General features: G+C 67.4%; 12 protein-coding genes. 6 read left to right on the forward strand and 6 right to left on the reverse strand.

Annotation, left to right across the window (positions count from 1 at the left end; all coding sequences use genetic code 11):
• Nucleotides 1-4: 4 nt before the first annotated feature.
• Nucleotides 5-1669 carry a M4 family metallopeptidase gene (locus BN4332_RS04000; protein WP_066897274.1) on the reverse strand — a complete coding sequence of 555 codons (1665 nt, stop codon included), beginning with the start codon at nucleotides 1667-1669 and terminating at the stop codon, nucleotides 5-7.
• 301 nt (nucleotides 1670-1970) lie between these two features.
• On the opposite strand from BN4332_RS04000, the gene BN4332_RS04005 reads away from it, so the two are divergent.
• Nucleotides 1971-4022 carry a LysM peptidoglycan-binding domain-containing protein gene (locus BN4332_RS04005; protein ID WP_066897275.1) on the forward strand — a complete coding sequence of 684 codons (2052 nt, stop codon included), beginning with the start codon at nucleotides 1971-1973 and terminating at the stop codon, nucleotides 4020-4022.
• Nucleotides 4019-4831, forward strand: a complete 813-nt coding sequence (locus BN4332_RS04010; RefSeq protein WP_066897276.1) for a copper chaperone — start codon at nucleotides 4019-4021, stop codon at nucleotides 4829-4831. The genes BN4332_RS04005 and BN4332_RS04010 overlap by 4 nt, the downstream gene beginning before the upstream one ends.
• Here the strand turns inward: BN4332_RS04010 and BN4332_RS04015 are convergent.
• Nucleotides 4743-5963 carry an MFS transporter gene (locus BN4332_RS04015; protein WP_084459163.1) on the reverse strand — a complete coding sequence of 407 codons (1221 nt, stop codon included), beginning with the start codon at nucleotides 5961-5963 and terminating at the stop codon, nucleotides 4743-4745. The two genes, BN4332_RS04010 and BN4332_RS04015, sit on opposite strands and share 89 nt — an antisense overlap.
• A 109-nt stretch (nucleotides 5964-6072) precedes the next feature.
• Here BN4332_RS04015 and BN4332_RS04020 point away from each other — a divergent pair, with 109 nt between their 5' ends.
• Nucleotides 6073-6528 carry a winged helix-turn-helix transcriptional regulator gene (locus BN4332_RS04020; protein WP_066897277.1) on the forward strand — a complete coding sequence of 152 codons (456 nt, stop codon included), beginning with the start codon at nucleotides 6073-6075 and terminating at the stop codon, nucleotides 6526-6528.
• A 6-nt stretch (nucleotides 6529-6534) separates the two neighbouring features.
• On the opposite strand, the gene treZ is transcribed toward BN4332_RS04020, so the two are convergent.
• The 4 genes from treZ to sucT are packed head-to-tail and all read right to left on the reverse strand — an operon-like array spanning nucleotide 6535 to nucleotide 14859.
• Entirely contained in the window at nucleotides 6535-8259 is a 1725-nt protein-coding gene (treZ, locus tag BN4332_RS04025; protein ID WP_066897278.1) for a malto-oligosyltrehalose trehalohydrolase, read from the reverse strand.
• Nucleotides 8252-10519, reverse strand: a complete 2268-nt coding sequence (gene treY / locus BN4332_RS04030; protein ID WP_066897279.1) for a malto-oligosyltrehalose synthase — start codon at nucleotides 10517-10519, stop codon at nucleotides 8252-8254. The genes treZ and treY overlap by 8 nt, the downstream gene beginning before the upstream one ends.
• A 1-nt stretch (nucleotide 10520) precedes the next feature.
• On the reverse strand, nucleotides 10521-12689 hold the full coding sequence (gene glgX / locus BN4332_RS04035; protein ID WP_066897280.1) for a glycogen debranching protein GlgX: 2169 nt from the start codon (nucleotides 12687-12689) through the stop codon (nucleotides 10521-10523).
• Nucleotides 12690-12693: 4 nt separating this feature from the next.
• A complete protein-coding gene (gene sucT, locus BN4332_RS04040; RefSeq protein WP_066897281.1) occupies nucleotides 12694-14859 on the reverse strand; it encodes an acetyltransferase SucT in 2166 nt (721 codons plus the stop codon).
• Nucleotides 14860-14950: 91 nt separating this feature from the next.
• Between sucT and BN4332_RS04045 the strand changes: the two genes are divergently transcribed.
• The 3 genes from BN4332_RS04045 to bioD are packed head-to-tail and all read left to right on the forward strand — an operon-like array spanning nucleotide 14951 to nucleotide 18122.
• Nucleotides 14951-16258 carry an adenosylmethionine--8-amino-7-oxononanoate transaminase gene (locus BN4332_RS04045; protein WP_066897282.1) on the forward strand — a complete coding sequence of 436 codons (1308 nt, stop codon included), beginning with the start codon at nucleotides 14951-14953 and terminating at the stop codon, nucleotides 16256-16258.
• A gap of 41 nt (nucleotides 16259-16299) precedes the next feature.
• Nucleotides 16300-17448, forward strand: coding sequence for an 8-amino-7-oxononanoate synthase (locus BN4332_RS04050; protein WP_066897283.1), 1149 nt, complete (start codon nucleotides 16300-16302; stop codon nucleotides 17446-17448).
• Nucleotides 17445-18122 (forward strand): dethiobiotin synthase, encoded by a 678-nt coding sequence (gene bioD, locus BN4332_RS04055; protein ID WP_066897284.1) that lies wholly within the window; start codon nucleotides 17445-17447, stop codon nucleotides 18120-18122. The genes BN4332_RS04050 and bioD overlap by 4 nt, the downstream gene beginning before the upstream one ends.

An 18122-nucleotide genomic window follows, 5' to 3' on the forward strand; every position in this document is an offset into this window, starting at 1 on the left:
CGGTTCAGGCACCGATCCCGGCGGCCTCGAAGCCGGCGTTGATCGCGGCGACCTTCTCGTCCCGCCCGGAATCGGAGTCCCCGCGGAACAGGGATTTGGCGACCAGTTCGACGGCTCGACGGCTGTCGCTGAACCCCGATGTCCGCGAAAGGTGAAGGGTCAACGCGAGATAGAACAGCGTTGCCGCGTCCTGGGGCGTGAACAGGTGCCCGTTGCCGTTCTTCGCCGTGATGATGTTGAACGCCGCCTTGTTGTGGATGCCGCTGTTGGTGTGCACACCACCGTTGTCGCGGGTGGTGACCAGGTAGTCGCGCATGTGGTCGGGCTGACCGCGGCGCACGGGGTCGCTCAGATCGCGCAAGGGGATGCCGGTTCCGTCGAGATCCTCGCCCATCTCCCAGTTCCAGTTGTCGATGTCGGGTTCGTGGGCGTTGGCGATGATCGTGCCCAGGATGTCGGAATATGACTCGTTGAGGGCTCCGGATTCGTTCTTGTACTCCAGCCGGGCCGTGTTGTCGGTCAAACCGTGTGTCATCTCGTGGGCCACAACGTCTTTGGCCACCGCATAGGACCGCAGTTCACCGTCGACGCTGCGTTGCCCGTACACCATCTGACTCCCGATCCAGGCGGCGTTGCGCCACTGCCGAGGCGTCGGGTCCTGGATCGAGGTGCAATTGATGGACGAGATGAACCGGCCGCCCTGGTTGTCGAGGCCGTTGCGCCGCAACGTGTTGAGCAGATAATCGGCGACTTCCTGCGCATTGGCATGAGCGCTGATCGCCGCCGGACTCCACGGTGCGGGCGGGTTGCTGATCGGCGCGCTACCCGGTAGCGAGCGGAACTGCGGCTCGATCTTGCGGAATCCGAAGTCGTACGTTTCGATGCGCCGGGTGGGATCCACCAGGCGCGTGTTCGCGAACTCGTCGCGCTCGGCCCGGATTCGCCTGGTCTGCCCGAGGGCATCGGTGGAGTCCAGTTCTTCTAGCGTCCACGAAACAGTCTGGGTGCGAGGAAGTTTGGTGACGAGCTCGCCGGAGTGAGCGTCGACGACGTAGTCGAACAGTTCCGGCAGCGTCTGCGGGTGACCGTCCGAGGTGCGCTTGCGGTGCCGCTGCACGTTCTTGGCGATGTAGACCAGGCGCCATACCCCGGGACTGGAACCGTTGTCGTAATAGAAGTAGAGCCGTGGCGGTTCCGGCAACGGTAACGCGTCCGTGCCGGCGTCCTCGACGATCACGGACTGCGCCTGTGCCGGCGATACCGCCGCGACCGCGTCCACCGCGGTGGGATTGCCGATCGCCGAACTCACGGCCAGCATGTTGTTGTCGTCGTCCAGTTCGATGGTCACCAGCGATCCGTAGACGGGAATGCGCTGCCGGTACTGGGCGAACTTGACGACGGTGGAGTCGGTCAGCGGGATGGATTCGGTGCCCAGCGCTCGATACTCGGTGCCCTGTCCGGCACTGCTGTCGGTGATGGCCGGCACCTCTGGGCTGGCGATCATCTGGTTCAGGTAACGGCGCGCGGCGGATTCCGGGTCGAGCGTCGCCACGTCGACGCCGGGGGCACCGCCCGTCCTGACGGACTCGTCATTGATCGCCTGCACCGCGGGGCCCTGGTACCGGTCCGCGCTGTGCAGGGCAAAGCTCTCCAACCCGTTGTCGTTCATGGCTTCTCACGCTTTCTGCTCCGACGGGATCGGCTGCCGCGCTGCTGGGCCGGCGCCGGCCGCTTGGCACGTCGTTGATCATGCGTCGGCGGGCGGCCGGAATTCGTGCGTAGTCGCCTACTCGAAAATCGGCCCTGGATCAGGTCCGGGCGGCACAGCCAGGGGGCGAAGGAGCCGACTCGCCGATACCCCGGTCCCGAATACAGGTAGTGGCGTACGCGCGTGCGCCGCGGTCCGGGTACCTAGCGTCCATTCCGTGGGATAGCGCCCCACTTGCCTATCGCCGTCGAGGGAGTCAGCCATGGCCCGATATGTCGTCCATTCCGGGGATACCCTCGGCGCGATCGCGACTCGGTTCGCCGTGAGCCTGGCGGGCCTGGTTTCGGTGAACCCGCAGCTCGCCGATCCGAACCGGATCTTTCCCGGCCAGGTGATCACCATCCCGGGCAGTTTCCCGGCGCCCGGCCCCGATTACGTCGTGCGCTCCGGGGACACCCTCGGCGCGATCGCGAGCCGGTTCGCCGTGAGCGTGACCGGTCTGGTTCTGGCGAATCCGCAGATCGCGGACCCGAATCGCATATTCGTCGGCCAGGTCATCACGGTTCCGGGGAGTTCGCCGGCGCCCGGACCGGAGTATGTCGTGCAGCCCGGTGACTCCCTCGCCTCGATCGCCGGCCGATTCGGGGTCAACCTCGGCGCGGTGAAGTCGGCGAATCCACAGATCTCCGATCCGAACCGGATCTTCGCGGGCCAGGTCATCACGGTTCCGGGGAGTTCGCCGGCGCCCGGACCCGGGTATGTCGTGCAGCGCGGTGACACTCTCACCGCCATCGCCGCCAGATTCGGACTCCGACTGTCTGATCTCGAGGACGCCAATCCGCAGATCATCGACGCGAACCGGATCTTCGCCGGGCAGATCATCACAGTCGCCTCACCCGCCGCCTTTGTCCGGCAGAACATCTGGACGCTGGACCAGATCGATCATTGGCACCCGACGATCCATGCCTACGCCAGGGGAGTGCAGGTACTGATCGATCGGGCCGCCGCGGATCAGCTCGACCCGATCGGGTGGCAATACCAGTCGGACATCCACGGCACCACGGAGAGCCCCGACCAGTTCCGCAACCAGTGTCAGCACTTCTGCTGGTTCTTCCTGCCCTGGCACCGGATGTATCTGCAGTGGTTCGAACGGATCATCAGGTCGGCCATCGCCGATCTCGACGACGTCGACGACCAGACGAAGGCCATGTGGGCGTTGCCGTACTGGGATTACAGCAGCGACGATCCCGCCCGCAGGCGACTGCCGCAGGCGTTCCTGGATGTGACCCTGCGCGACGGCGTGACGCCGAATCCGCTGTGGGTACCCGGGCGCAACCTCAACGACGGTTCGTCATTGCCCGCGTCCGACGTCGATCTGTTGAGTGCGCTCGCGCCGGTGGACTTCGCCGGAATCGGCGGATTTGCCGGCGGGCGCACCGGTTTCAGTCATGCGGGTGAGGACCCGGGCTCGGCGATGGGTCCGCTCGAAGGCACGCCGCATGGTGCGGTGCACGTCGGTGTCGGTGGATTGATGGGATCGTTCAACACCGCGGCGCTCGATCCCATCTTCTGGTTGCACCACTGCAACATCGACCGGATCTGGGAGATCTGGCGGGCGATGCCGGACCGGTCGAACAGCACCGAGGCGGCGTGGCTGACCGGCGTCACGTTCCACTTCCATGACGAGAACCGGGCTCCACTGGCCGAGACGGTGCAGGACGTGCTCGACACCGCGGCCCAACTGGGCTACAGCTACGACGACATCGCCGCACCGTTCGCCCTGGAGGCTCTCATGCCCGCCGCTCCCGCACCGGAGAATCCACCAGAACTCGTCGGCGCGTCGGACAACGCCGTCGCGCTGGCCGGCGAGACGACGAGCGTCGCATTCGCCATCGCACCCCCGGTGGGCCCGCTGGCTCAGGAAGCGACACCGGCGTCCCGCGCGTATCTCCGCGTCGAGGATGTGACGTCGCCGGCGCCGGTGGGGGTGACCTACAAGGTCTATCTGAACGTGGCCGGCGCCGAACCCGTCATCGACGACGACCACTTCGTCGGTGTCGCGGCGTTTTTCGGGATCGAGGAGACGAGCAACCCCGACAACGAGCACGGCGGGATGCGGCTCGCGTTCGACATCACCGGTCTGTATCAACGATTCAGCGCCGAAGGTCGGTGGGGTGATCAGGTCAATGTCACCTTCGTCCCACAGTACGTCGAGCCGGCCCCCGATCCGATCCGGCGCGCAGGTGCTCAGGCTTCGGCTCCGCAAGAGCCGGGCAGCGCGCGGGTCGGGCGAGTCAGCGTCTTCCTGCAATGACCACCACCCGGGTGCGACCATCGGCCTGGCAACGGCTGTGGTGGACGCATCCGGAATTGTCCCTCCTGGTCGTCGCGCTCCTCGCCTGGCTGGTCGTACTGGTGCTGCATTCGACGATGCCGTCTCACGCGGCGGCCCAACACTGTTCGGCATCACCAGATGGCGGTGTGCTGCACCATCACGGCCCGGCGAGCCCGGGTACCGCGGTTCGGTGTACGGCGAGTTCGGCGGGGATGCCGCGATTCCCAGAGACGCCGGCCCTGTGGACGGTGATGGCGGCGGCCATGATGCTGCCGACGACACTGCCCGTCGCACGGTCGATCTCGCTGAACGGCAGGTGGAACCGCCGTCACCGCAACCAGGCTTTGTTCGCGGCCGGCTATCTCGCGGTGTGGTCGGCCTTCGGTGCGGTGGCCGCTGTGTTCGCCAGGTTGGCCGGGCCCGGATCGGGTGGCGCGATGGTGGTTTCGGGTGCCCTGGCAGCTGCGGCCGCCTGGGAGCTGACCCGCAGGAAGCGATTCTTTCTCCGAGCGTGCCACCGGGTCCGATCACTGGCCGCCGACGGCCGGCGCGCGGATCGCGCCTGCATCGGTGAGGGATGGCGTAACGGGCTGCAGTGCACCGGTTCCTGTGGCCCGATGATGGTGCCGATGGTCCTGGCGCCGCACAGCGTGTGGCTGATGGTCCTGCTGTTCGGGCTCGTCTCGGCGGAGAAGCTGGTCACGAAAGGCGTGGAGCACCTTCGGCTTTTCGCCGCGGTGCTGGCCCTGACCGCGCTCGTCGTGGCGTTCGGCGCACCGCTCGCCTAACAGGTGTGCTGCGGCAACTGCATGCCCAGACGATGAGGGCGCAGCCGGCGAAGCCGGCGCCGAGGATGCTCGAGCCCGGCCATCCGGCCGATGCGAATACAGCTGTTGTGGTCGTGGCGCCGAGGGCTGAGCCCAGCGAGTAGAAGATCATGTAGCCGCCGATGACGCTGCTGGTCCGGTGCGGATGCGCCGTGGTCAGCAGGTGCTGGTTGTTCACGTGTACGGCCTGCACGGCGAAGTCGAGAACGACCACGCCGGCGCCCACCAGCAGCAGTGACCACGATGCCTGGCCGATGGCCGCCCAGGAGGCGACCAGCAGCGCGAGTGCCCCGCCGGTGACGATTCGGGCGTACCCCGCGTCCGCCCAGCGCCCCGCCCTCGCGGCACCGAGTGCACCGGCGAGGCCGGCGATTCCGAACAACCCGATCTGTGCGGTGCTCAGGTGCCAAGGCGACGCCGACAGGGGCAGGGCCAGACCGCTCCACAGCGTGCCGAAGGACGCGAACAGGAAGAACGCGATCAGCCCGCGCGATACGAACAGGCCGTCGCCGAACAACCGCCACATCGATGTCAGCACCTGCCGGTAGGTGGATTGGCGAGGCCGCGGGTCGGGTGGCAGGAGCCGGGGGACAAGGCATGCCAACACGATCAGGAGTACCGCCAGCACGATGTAGACGCTGCGCCATCCCCACGCGGCGGCGAGCGCCCCGGCGACCACCCGGGCACCGAGGATCCCGACCACGACCCCGGAGGTGACCAGGCCGAGGGTGTGACCACGCGCCTCGGGAGTGGACAGCGCCGCGGCGTAGGCAACGGTGGTCTGCACGACGACCGCGAATACGCCCGCGATCGCCAGCCCGGCCAACAGCAGCCAGAGCTGATCGGCCACCGCGGCCAGGGTCGTGGCGGCGGCGGCCAACGCGAGATGTGTGGCGATGAGGGTGCGGCGGTCGACCATGTCGCCGACCGGAACCAGCAGCACCAGGCCTGCCAGATAGCCGACCTGTCCTGCCGTGACCACCCAACCGAGCTCAGCGTCCGGTACGCCCAGGTCGCCGCCGATCTGGGCGAGCACCGGCTGCGCTGCGTAGATGGTGGCGACGGCTACCGCGCAGACGGCGGCAAACAGCATCCGTAGGGCAAGGGTCAATTCGATCCGCCTCCATTCCAATTGGTTGCATATTGCAACTTATTGCACGGTACGGCAGAATGGTTTCAATCAGCAACTCTTCGGGGGTGGGATGACCGACTCGCCGGATCGCGAGAAGGGTGTGACGTGGACCGACCCGTCCTGCCCGGTGGCGCGCACGCTGGACCTGGTCGGGGACCGCTGGAGTCTGCTCATCGTCCGCGATGCCATGGACGGGGCGCGGGCGTTCACCGACTTTCAGCAGCGCACCGGCATCGCCCGCAACATCCTCACCGACCGGCTGCGCCGCCTTGTCGAGCGCGGCGTCCTGCACCGGGAATCGGCGCCGTCGGGACGTCGGCAGGTCTACACGCTCACCCCGGCCGGCCGCGACCTCTTCACCGTCGTGGTTGCGTTGCGGCAGTGGGGCGAGCGGCACGCGTTCGCTGCCGGGGAGTCCCACTCCGTTCTGGTCGACGAGGACGGGTCCCCGGTGCCGGAACTGGTGCCGACGAGTTCACGCGGTCGTGCCGTGGATGTCGACACGGCGTCGGTCCGAAAGGGATAGCCGTCGCTAAGCGGTGCGTACGATCGCGAACGAATGCCCGGGCAGCGTCGTGGCGTCGGGACCGAGCTCAGGGGCGTCCCAGGCCAGCACCAACTCGCCGATGACCGGCACCGAAACTTCCTCGCGGCCGAGGTTGCAGGCGATCGCCAGGGCCCCGCGGTGCAGGACGATCCAGCGCTGCTCCTCGTCGAAGTCGATCGCCATGTGGTCCAGCCACGGGTCGGCCAGATCGGGCTCCCTGCGCCGCAACGCGATCAGCTCGCGGTAGACGCGGTGTAGTCGACCGTGATCGCCTTCGCTGACCTCTGCCCAGTTCAATTTGGACCTCAGGAACGTCGCCGGGTCCTGTGGGTCGGGGATCTCGTCGGCATCCCAGCCGTGTTCGGCGAACTCGGCCTTGCGACCCTCGGCGGTGGCCCGGGCCAGCTCCGGTTCGGGGTGTGAGCTGAAGAACTGGAACGGCGAGGACGATCCCCACTCTTCACCCATGAAAAGCATTGCCGTATATGGTGACCCGAGCGCCAGCGCGGCCTTGACCGCGAGCTGTCCGAACGTCAGCCGCTGCGACGGCCGGTCACCGACGGCACGGTTGCCGACCTGATCGTGGGTGAGCGTGTACGCCAGCAGCCGGGTGGCCGGAATCGTCGCGGTGTCCAACGGGCGCCCGTGCCTGCGGTGCCGGAACGACGAGTACGTACCGGCGTGGAAATAGCCGTGCCGCAGCGTCTGCGCCAGGGTGGCCAGCGACCCGAAATCGGCGTAGTAACCCTGCCGTTCACCCGACACCGCGGTATGGATGGCGTGATGGATGTCGTCATCCCACTGGGCGGTGAGGCCGTAGCCGCCACGATCTCGCGGGGTGATCAACCGGGGATCGTTGAGGTCGCTCTCGGCGATCAGGGACAGCGGCCTGCCGAGATCCTCGGCGAGCGCATCGGTTTCGGTGGCCAATTCCTCGAGCAGATGGATCGCGGTGTTGTCCATCAGGGCATGGACGGCATCGAGCCGGAGGCCGTCGGCGTGGAAGTCCCGCATCCAGCGCAACGCGCACTCGATGATGTAGGTGCGCACCTCGTCGGCGTCGGCATCGGACAGGTTGATCGAACTGCCCCAAGGATTCTGCCCGGCCGACAGGTACGGCCCGAATCGCGGTAGGTAGTTGCCCGACGGGCCGAGATGGTTGAACACCGCGTCGATCAGTACGCCGAGGCCGCGCGCGTGGCACGCGTCGATGAGCCGGACGAGTTCGTCCGGGCCCCCGTAGGGTTCGTGGACCGCGTACCACAGCACCCCGTCGTAGCCCCAGCCGTGCGTTCCGCTGAACGCGTTGACCGGCATCAGCTCGACGAAGTCGACACCGAGATCCACCAGGTAGTCCAGCTTCTCGATGGCGGCGTCGAATGTGCCCTCCGTGGTGAAGGTTCCGATGTGCAGCTCATAGATCACCCCGCCACCGACGGGACGACCCGTCCAGCCGGTGTCCGTCCAGGCGTCCGGCCGGGGCTGCCACAACTGCGAGCGTTCGTGCACGCCGTCGGGCTGCCGGGGTGAGCGTGGGTCGGGCAGCACCGCCGGATCGTCGTCGAGAACGAACCCGTACCGGGCGTCGGGACGGCACGTCACGCCGGCGCGCCACCAGCCGTCGGCGGAGCGCGTCATCTCATGCAGGATCCCGTCCACGTCGACCCGTACCAGATCGGGTGTCGGTGCCCACACGGCGAACTCAGTCATCGATGCGCTCCAGCAGTGCCACGGGTGATTGCGCGAGCAGGTCCGCCGCGGGAACGGGACCCGTCCACCGTCGACCGCTGAGGCGATCTCTCCACTGACCGTCGGGCAACGTCAACACGGTGTCCGCCCAACCGGTTTCGGCCAGTTCGACCGTCCATCGGCTGACGGCCACCACCACGTCGTCCCCACGTGCGAAGGCGATCAGGTGCCGCGCCGTGCTGCCGGTGGCCGGAAGCGGGGTGTAACGCCCCGAGCGGAACGTCGCCGGCCGCGCGCGGCGCAGCGCCAGGGCGGCAGCGGTCACCAGGAGTTTGGGGTCGTCCCCGCGCTCCAGGGCCGCGCGCAGCGCCGGATAGTCGACCGGCCGCCGGTTGTCCGGGTCGACGAGGCTGTCCTCCATGGATTCGGTGCCCTGGTAGACGTCAGGAATGCCCGGTGCGGTCAACTGCAGCAACTTCTGGCCCAGGCTGTCGTTGCGGGCGTGCACCTCGAGCCGGGCTACCAGCGCGGTCAATTCGACCGAGACCGGGCCGTCGAGCACGCGGTCCAGCCAATCGTGCATCTCACGCTCGAAGTCGGTGGCCGGATCATGCCAGGAGGTCCGGACGGCGGCCTCGCGCATCGCCTTCTCGGTGTAGCCGTGCAGCCGCTCGCGTAACGCGTCGGTGACGGTGCCGTCGACCGGCCAGACACCGAAGATGTTCTGCCACAGGAACAATGCGGTGGGCGTGTCCGGGGGAGTGGTCAGTGCTGTCCACCGCTCGACCGATTCGGCCCAGGTCTGCGGAATCTGCGACAGGAGCCCGATACGGGCGCGGACATCTTCGCCGCGTTTGGTGTCGTGTGTTGACAGCGTGGTCATCGCCGACGGCCAGGCCTGCGAGCGGGTCGCCGCCCGCTGATGGAACTCGGCTGTGGAGACCCCGAACAGCTCGGGCGCCCCGCCGACCTCGTTGAGCGAGACCAGCCGGGCGTCGCGATAGAACAGGCAGTCCTCGATGGCCTTGGCCGTCGCGGCCCCGCACAGTTGATTGAACCGCGCGACCACCTCGGGGCTGGTCGACGACGCGGCCGCGATCAGCGACAGGGAGTCGGTGAGTTCGGGTGAGACGCAGGAAGTTTCCTGCAGTGCGACCGGCAGGATCGCGGCCAGCGCCGGATAGTCACTGCGGTACACGCCGATCCGGCTGATCAATGCGGCCACCGCCGTGGGCAGCAGCGGGTCATTCCGCGCGGCCTGCACCGAGATGACGCGGCACAATCGGTTCAGCTCGCTGGCCAGGGTATCGGTGACGGCCGCCATCTTGAGTCGGTGCTCGGCGTCGGGATCCGGACCCGTGCTCGCCGCGGTGAGCGCGGCCTTGCCCGCGGGAGAGACGAACAGTCCGCCGATCTCGCGCAGTGCGTCGTATCCGGTGGTGCCGTCGACCGGGAGCGATGCGTCGAGGCTCTCGTCGGGGGCCAGGATCTTCTCCACCACGATCCAGGCGTCAGGGCCGGTGAGCTCACGCAGCCACCGCAGATACCCGGCCGGGTCGGCCAATCCGTCGGGATGGTCGATGCGCAGCCCGTCCACCAGTCCTTCGTCGAACCAGCGCTTGACTTCCACGTGGCTGGCGTCGAAGACGTGGCGGTCCTCCTGGCGGAGCGCGGCCAGCGATGTGATCGAGAAGAAGCGGCGGTAACCGCACACCCCGGTGCGCCAACCGGTCAATCGGTAGTGCTGGCGATCGTGCACCTGCTGCCCGGTGCCGGACCCCGTTCCCGGTGCGATGGGATACCGCAGGTCGCCCAGGCGCAGCGCGTCGCCGTCCACGGTCAGGTTCGCCACGTCATCGTCGGAACCCAGGACCGGCAACACGATTCGGCCACCGTCGAGGTTCCAGTCGACGTCGAAGAACTCGGCGTACTCGGAAGCCCGGCCATGCCGCAGCAGGTCCCACCACCAGGGGTTCTGCTCGGGGTGGTCGACCCCGACGTGATTGGGGACGATATCGACGATCAGGCCCATGCCGCGGGACCGGGCCGCCTCCGAGAGCCGGCGGAGACCGTCGTGGCCGCCGAGGGCCGGGGAGACCGTGGTCGGATCCGTGACGTCATAGCCGTGCGTCGAGCCGTCGGCCGCGGTCAGGATCGGTGACAGGTACAGGTGCGAGACACCGAGCTTGTCGAGGTAGTCCAGCAGGTTCACCGCGTCGTCGAATGTGCAGCAGTCCCCACGCATCTGGAGTCGATACGTGGACAGGACCGGCCGGGGCATGTCAGGCCGTCTTGCGCAGGACGAGTAGTGACCGGGCCTGAAGGGAGATCTTCTCGCCCGCCGCCAAGACGAGGTCGGAATCTCCCGTCGGACTGGCGGTATCGAGATCGCCGGTCCACTCTGTCGCGTAGTCGCCGTTCGGCGTGACGAAATCCTGTGCGTGGTCGTTGGCATTGAAGCACAACAGGAACGTGTCGTCGACGACACGTTCGCCGCGGGCGTTGGGAGCCGGAATGGAATCACCGTTGAGGAACACCGCCACGCAGGTGCCGAGCCCGGTACCCCAGTCCTCCGGCGTCATCTCGGTGCCCGCCGGCGTCAGCCAGGCGATGTCGCGGACCTGATCACCGCTGCGGATCGGTTTGCCCTCGAAGAACCGGCGCCGCCGAAAAGCGGGATGCCGCTTGCGGAATGCCAGTGCCTTGCGGGTGAACTCCAGGTGCTCGGCATTGGTCTCCAGCAGCGACCAGTCCATCCAGGACAGTTCGGAGTCCTGGCAGTAGACGTTGTTGTTGCCGCGCTGGGTCCGGCCGATCTCGTCGCCGTGGGCGATCATCGGGGTGCCCTGCGAGAGCATCAATGTCCCCATGATGTTGCGCATCTGCTTGGCGCGTAACGCCAGGATCTCGGGGTCGTCGGTCGGCCCCTCGACGCCGCAGTTCCACGATCGGTTGTGGCTCTCGCCGTCGCGGTTGTCCTCGCCGTTGGCCTCGTTGTGCTTCTCGTTGTAGGAGACCAGATCGTTGAGGGTGAAGCCGTCGTGGCAGGTGACGAAGTTGATGCTCGCGCTCGGGCGCCGGCCGGTGGCCTCGTAGAGATCCGAGGAACCCGTCAGCCGGGAGGCGAATTCGCCAAGGGTTGCGGGCTCGCCCCGCCAGTAATCGCGCACGGTATCGCGATACTTCCCGTTCCACTCGGTCCACAAACCTGGGAAGTTGCCGACCTGGTAGCCACCCTCGCCGACGTCCCACGGTTCGGCGATCAGCTTCACCTGGCTGACCACGGGATCCTGCTGGACGAGATCGAAGAACGCCGAAAGCCGGTCCACGTCATAGAACTCGCGCGCCAGGGTGGAGGCCAGGTCGAACCGGAAACCGTCGACGTGCATCTCCAGCACCCAGTACCGCAACGAATCCATGATCAGCTGCAGTGTGTGCGGATGGCGGGCATTGAGACTGTTGCCTGTTCCGGTGAAGTCCTTGTAGTACTCGGGTTGACCGTCGAGCAGCCGGTAGTAGGCGGCGTTGTCGATGCCGCGGAAGTTGATGGTGGGGCCGAGGTGGTTGCCCTCAGCGGTGTGGTTGTAGACCACATCCAGGATCACTTCGATGCCGGCGTCGTGGAAGGCCTTGACCATGGTCTTGAACTCGGCCACCGCACCGCCGGCATGCCTGGTGGCCGCGTACTGGAAGTGCGGGGCGAAGAAGCCGACCGTGTTGTAACCCCAGTAGTTTCGCAGCCCGAGGTCCAGCAGCCGGTGGTCGTGCATGAACTGGTGCACCGGCATCAGCTCGATGGCGGTGACGTTCAGCGACTGCAGGTGCTCGATCACCACCGGATGGCTCAGCCCCGCGTACGTGCCGCGGAGCTCTTCGGGAATGCCGGGGTGGGTCTGCGTCATGCCCTTGACGTGGGCCTCGTAGATCACCGTGTCGTGATACGGGGTCTTGGGCGCCCGGTCCGAGCCCCACTGGAAGAACGGGTTGATCACCACGCTGGTCATGGTGTGGCCGAGCGAATCGACCCGCGGCGGCGTGCCGGTTCCCGGCGGTTCGGCCGACATGTCGTAGGAGAACAACGCCTGGCTGAAATCGAAGTCGCCGTGGAACGACTTGCCGTAGGGATCCAACAGCAGCTTGCTCGGATCGCACCGGTGTCCGGCCCCGGGATCCCACGGGCCGTACACCCGGTAGCCGTAGCGCTGTCCCGGGGTGACCGTGGGCAGGTAGGCGTGCCACACGTACCCGTCGACCTCTTCGAGGTTGATCCGGTGTTCGGTGCCGTCCTTGGCGATCAGGCACAGCTCGACCCGCTCGGCGACTTCGGAGAACAACGAGAAGTTGGTGCCTGCGCCGTCGTAGGTCGCACCGAGGGGGTAGGCCTCACCTGGCCAGACGGTCGACATCGGCGTGGGCACTTGAGCTGACGGTCCAGGAGACGACGGCGGCATGGCCTCACCACCAACCGGTGGCCGCCGCCAACTGACGACCCAGTTCACCCGTCATCGTGCGCATGTATGTCGTGGAGAGATGGTGGGAATCGTGATACATCAACACGTTTCCCTCCACCACGCGGCAGTAGTCCTTACGGCACACGGCATCGCTCATGTCGAGTGGCTTGAGCAGAGGGAACCTCCCGACGAAGTCCAGCGTGGGGTTGTGGTCGGAGAGTACCTTGGACCGGTCGATGCCGCAGGAGATGGCGTCGCCACCGTTGGCCAGGCAGTCATAAGGAAAGTAGGGCTTGCCGTTTCGCGTCAGCCACGGCGTGTCGCGCATGGCCAGGATCGGAATGTTGTTCTTGGACAGGGTTTCCCAGATTCCGATGTAGGTGCCGGGCATCACGTCGCCGGGCTTGATGTTCCACGGGCGGGTCGAGGTGGTGAACACGTAATCGGGATGATCGGCAATCAGCTGAGCCATCACCTTTTCGTTCCACTCACGACATTTCGGATACGGGCGGTTGTCGCCCATCACGAGTGGTGTTTCCTCGGTGGTCAGCGGACAACCCATCTTCAGGTAGGTGACCACCTTGAAGTTGTGCAGCCGGCCCAGAAGATCGAGCGCGGTGATCCAGTGTTCGGCGTGCGATCCGCCGGCCACCGCGATGGTGCGCGCCGCGGCCTTGTCGCCGTAGGTGCAGTTGATCACATCGGTGTTGCCGAAATCGCTGATGCAACCGTCCGTCGTCGATGCGGGCAGATCGTCTTTGGCCTCCAGGACCGTCGGGCGCATCGGCAGTTTCGGGACCCGCGCGTGGTCGATCAGGGCCCGGGCTCCCGGATAGTCGCGGGCGGACAACCCGGAGAGTTCCTTGCCACTGGCGCGTTGCACGGTGACGTGCTCGCGCCAGGTGAACGACGTTGCGGTGAGCGCGACGCCGAGCAATCCGACGATCGAGCCGAGAACGATGGTGGGCCTGCGCATCCGGACCCGCAGCGGCACGGCCGGCGCGGTGGTGGCCTTCACCTTCTGCGGGCGCAGCGGCTCCTCGATGTAGCGATTGGTCAGCCAGGCCAGCACACCCGAGATCAGCAGAATGATCGTGCCTTCGAGGAAGTTGGCGCGGGTGTAGCCCGAGTAGGACAGCCAGAAGATCAGCAGTGGCCAGTGCCAGAGGTAGAGCGAGTAGGCCATCGACCCGAGCGATACGAACGGTTTCGTCGCCAGCATCCGGTTGGGCGCGGGCAGCCGCTCCGCGGTGGCCGGATCGTCCATCCGGTTCGCGGCGGTCAGGATGAAGATGACGGTGGCCCCGACCGGCACCAGTGCCCAGGGGCCTGGGAATTCCTTGACGCCGTCGATCAACCAACCGCACGACAGGATGGCCGCCAGCGACACGGTGGCCAGGACGGTGCGCAGCCACATCGGCCACCGCACGGCAGGCACCAGCGCACCGGCGAGTGCACCGATCAGCAGTTCCCAGCCGCGGGCGAAGCTGTTGTAGTACGCCGTCGCCTGATCGCTGTTGTGGGCGATGATCGCGTACACGAACGAGGCGATGGTCAGTGCGCTCAGTAACACGATGAACGCGACGCGCAGGTGCCGGCCGAACACCCGCCGACCGAGGAAAGCGAACCCGAACACCACGGCCAGGAACGCCACGTAGAACTGTCCCTGGACCGACATCGACCAGATGTGTTGGAGCGGACTGACCGCCTCACCGGCGCGAAGGTAGTCCGCGGCGGTGTTGGCCAGTTCCCAGTTCTGGAAGTAGCCCAGGCTCGCCAGGCTCTGGTCAGCAAATGTTTCCCAGCGGGTTTCGGGCTGGACCAGGATCGTCAGCACGGCCCCGGCGGCAAGCACCACGACCAAGGCGGGCAGCAGTCGCCGCACCAGCCGGAGCACTTCTGACAGGGGCTGCAGCGGAGCGTCCGGGTTGAGCGCGATGCGCAGGATCTTGCCGCCGAAGAAGAATCCGGACAGCGCCAGGAAAACGTCCACACCACCGGAAACGCGGCCGAACCAGATGTGGAACACCGCCACCAGGGCGATGGCGACACCGCGCAGTCCGTCCAGATCATGCCGGTAGAAACCCGCGTTACGGGTCCCCATGGCCGCGCGCGAAACGGAACCGGATTCGGTGCCGGGCTCCGTCCGGGGGGCGTCAAGGGTTTTCATGGTCGAGGCCAATTTACCTAACATCGGCCTGCCGCTCACATTTCGGATGGGTGCGTCACGCCCGGTGAGCAAAGGGCTAGGCTGCCCGACTGTGGCTGAGCTGACCCCAGCGCAGATCAACGCCATCGACACGGCCCACATCTGGCATCCCTACAGCGCCATGGGCGCGCAGGCGTTGCCTCCGGTGGTGGCGGTCGGGGCCAAAGGCGCGTGGCTGACTGTGATCGACCCTTCCGACGGTGCACCGATCGAGGTGCTCGACGCGATGGCGTCCTGGTGGACGGCCGTGCACGGGCACGGACATCCGGTGCTGGACCGTGCGATCAACGACCAGCTCGCCACGATGAACCACGTCATGTTCGGTGGTCTCACCCACGAGCCGGCCGCACGGCTGGCCCAGCTGCTCGTCGACCTCACCCCCGCGGGTCTGGAGACGGTGTTCTTCAGCGATTCCGGATCGGTGTCGGTCGAGGTGGCGGTGAAGATGGCGCTGCAGTACTGGCGCAGCCTCGGCCGAGGTTCCAAACACCGGCTGATGACCTGGCGCGGCGGCTATCACGGCGACACGTTCACCCCGATGAGCGTGTGCGACCCGGATGGCGGCATGCATGAGCTGTGGGCCGGGGAAAACTCAGTTCTGGTGCCCCAGATTTTCGCGCCGCCCGTGCCCGCCGACTATCAGCCGGCCTACAGCGAGGCGTTCGAGCGGCAGCTCGCCGAACACGCCGATGAACTGGCCGCGGTGATCGTCGAACCCGTCGTGCAGGGTGCCGGGGGCATGCGTTTCCACGATCCCCGCTACCTGTCCGACCTGCGGGCCATCTGCGATCGCCACGACGTGTTGTTGATCTTCGACGAGATCGCCACCGGGTTCGGGCGCACCGGAAAGCTGTTCGCCGCCGAACATGCGGGCGTCAGCCCGGACATCATGTGCGTCGGCAAGGCATTGACCGGGGGCTACATCACGTTGGCCGCCACGTTGTGCACGCGTGCGGTCGCGCAGACGATCAGCGCGGGGGAGCCCGGCGCACTGATGCACGGTCCGACCTTCATGGCCAACGCGCTGGCTTGTGCCGTCGGCGTCGCCGCGGTGGAGTTGTTGGTCGCCGGAGACTGGCAGGCCCGGGTCCGAGAGATCGAGGCTGGTCTGCGCACCGGACTGGAGCCGGCCCGCGCGCTGCCGAGCGTCGCCGACGTCCGGGTGCTCGGTGCCATCGGCGTGATCGAGATGCGGGAGCCGGTGAACATGCGGGTGGCCACGCTGGCGGCGTTGAACCACGGGGTATGGCTGCGGCCGTTCGGCAAGCTGATCTATGCCATGCCGCCGTTCATCTGTACCCCGCAGGAGGTCGAACAGATCACCGCGGGCATGGTGGGCGTGGCCCGTGCACTAACCTGAACGGTGTTCAATGGCCCGCCGGGTTCACCGAGGAGCACCGCGTGACACGCACTGACCTTTCACCGCTGGCCTGGTTGGCCGGCGTCGAGCAGCAGCGCCGGGACGCCGGGCTGCGTCGTGAGCTGCGCACCCGCCCGCCCGTCGCCACGGAACTGGACCTGGCCTCCAACGACTACCTGGGGTTGTCGCAACACCCGGCAGTGCTCGACGGCGGCGTCGAGGCGCTGCGTACCTGGGGCGCGGGTGCGGGCGGATCCCGGCTGGTCACCGGCAATACCGAACTGCACGAGGGATTCGAGACGGCCCTGGCGACGTTCGTCGGTGCCGAATCGGCGCTGGTGTTCTCATCGGGCTACACGGCGAACCTCGGCGCTGTCGTCGCGCTGTCGGGCCCGGGTTCGCTGCTGGTGTCCGACGCGCTCACCCATGCCTCCCTGGTCGATGCGTGCCGGCTGTCGCGCGCGCGGGTGACGGTCACGCCGCACCGCGACGTCGATGCGGTCGAGGCGGCGCTGTCGACCCGCGCCGAGGAACGCGCGGTGGTGCTGACCGAATCCGTGTTCAGCGCCGACGGGGTATTGGCGCCGCTGCGGGAACTGCACGCGGTCTGCCGGCGTCACGGCGCACTATTGCTCGTCGATGAGGCACACGGCCTCGGTGTGCGCGGTGCCGGTGGGCAGGGCCTGCTGTACGAGGCAGGTCTGGCCGGTGCGCCCGACGTGGTGATGACGACGACGCTGTCCAAGGCGCTGGGCAGCCAGGGTGGTGTGGTGCTCGGTCCCGAAGCCGTCCGCGCCCACCTGATCGACGCGGCCCGGCCGTTCATCTTCGACACCGGGCTGGCGCCGGCCGCCGTCGGTGCGGCCTGGGCCGCGCTGAATGTCCTGATCGCAGAACCTCATCGGGCCCGCGCGGTGTTGGACCATGCCGCCGAACTGGCCCGGATCTCCGGCGATTCCGCGGTGCCGGACTCCGCGGTCGTGTCGGTGATCCTCGGCGACCCCGAGGTGGCGGTGGCCACCGCGGCAGAATGTCTGGACCGTGGTGTGCGGGTGGGTTGCTTCCGCCCGCCGACGGTGCCCGAGGGCACCTCCCGGCTGCGCCTGACCGCCCGGGCCTCGCTCACCGCCGACGAGATGGGCCTGGCCCGACAGGTGCTTACCGAGGTCCTGGCCAAGGCCCGGTCGTGAGCACGCTGGTTGTCACCGGGACCGACACGGGGGTCGGGAAGACGGTGACGACTGCGGCGCTGGCCTGCGCGGTGCGCCTGGCCGGATTCGACGTCGCGGTGTGCAAGCCGGTGCAGACCGGAACCGTGGACGGCGACAACGATCTCGGTGAGGTGGGGCGGCTGTCCGGGGCGGTCAACCTGCACGGCGGCTGGCGCTATCCGGAGCCACTGGCCCCGCTTGCGGCAGCGCAGCGGGCCGGGCTGGCATTGCCGACCCGCGCCGAGTTGGTGGACGCCGTTCGGGCAGCCGAACTGCCCGGTGGGATCACGCTGGTCGAAGGCGCCGGGGGTCTGCTCGTCGAATTGGGCGCCGGTGGGGTCACGGTTCGCGATCTGGCGGCCGACCTCTCGGCGGCCGTCCTGGTGGTCGTCTCGCCCGGCCTCGGCACGCTCAACCACACCGCTTTGACCTTGGAATCCCTTGCTGGACAGGGAATTCCGTGTGCCGGCCTGGTGATCGGCGCGTGGCCGGCGAACCCGGGTACCGCCGAGTCGGGCAACCGGGACGCGCTGGCCGAGCTGGCGCCGGTGCGCGCGGTGCTGCCCGCCGGCGCCGGTGGCCTGGGCGCCACGGAGTTCGAAGCGTTGTGCGCCGACGCCTTCGACCGGGACTGGCTGTCCGGCCTGATCTGA

This window comes from Mycolicibacterium houstonense, assembly GCF_900078665.2.
Lineage (GTDB): Bacteria > Actinomycetota > Actinomycetes > Mycobacteriales > Mycobacteriaceae > Mycobacterium > Mycobacterium houstonense.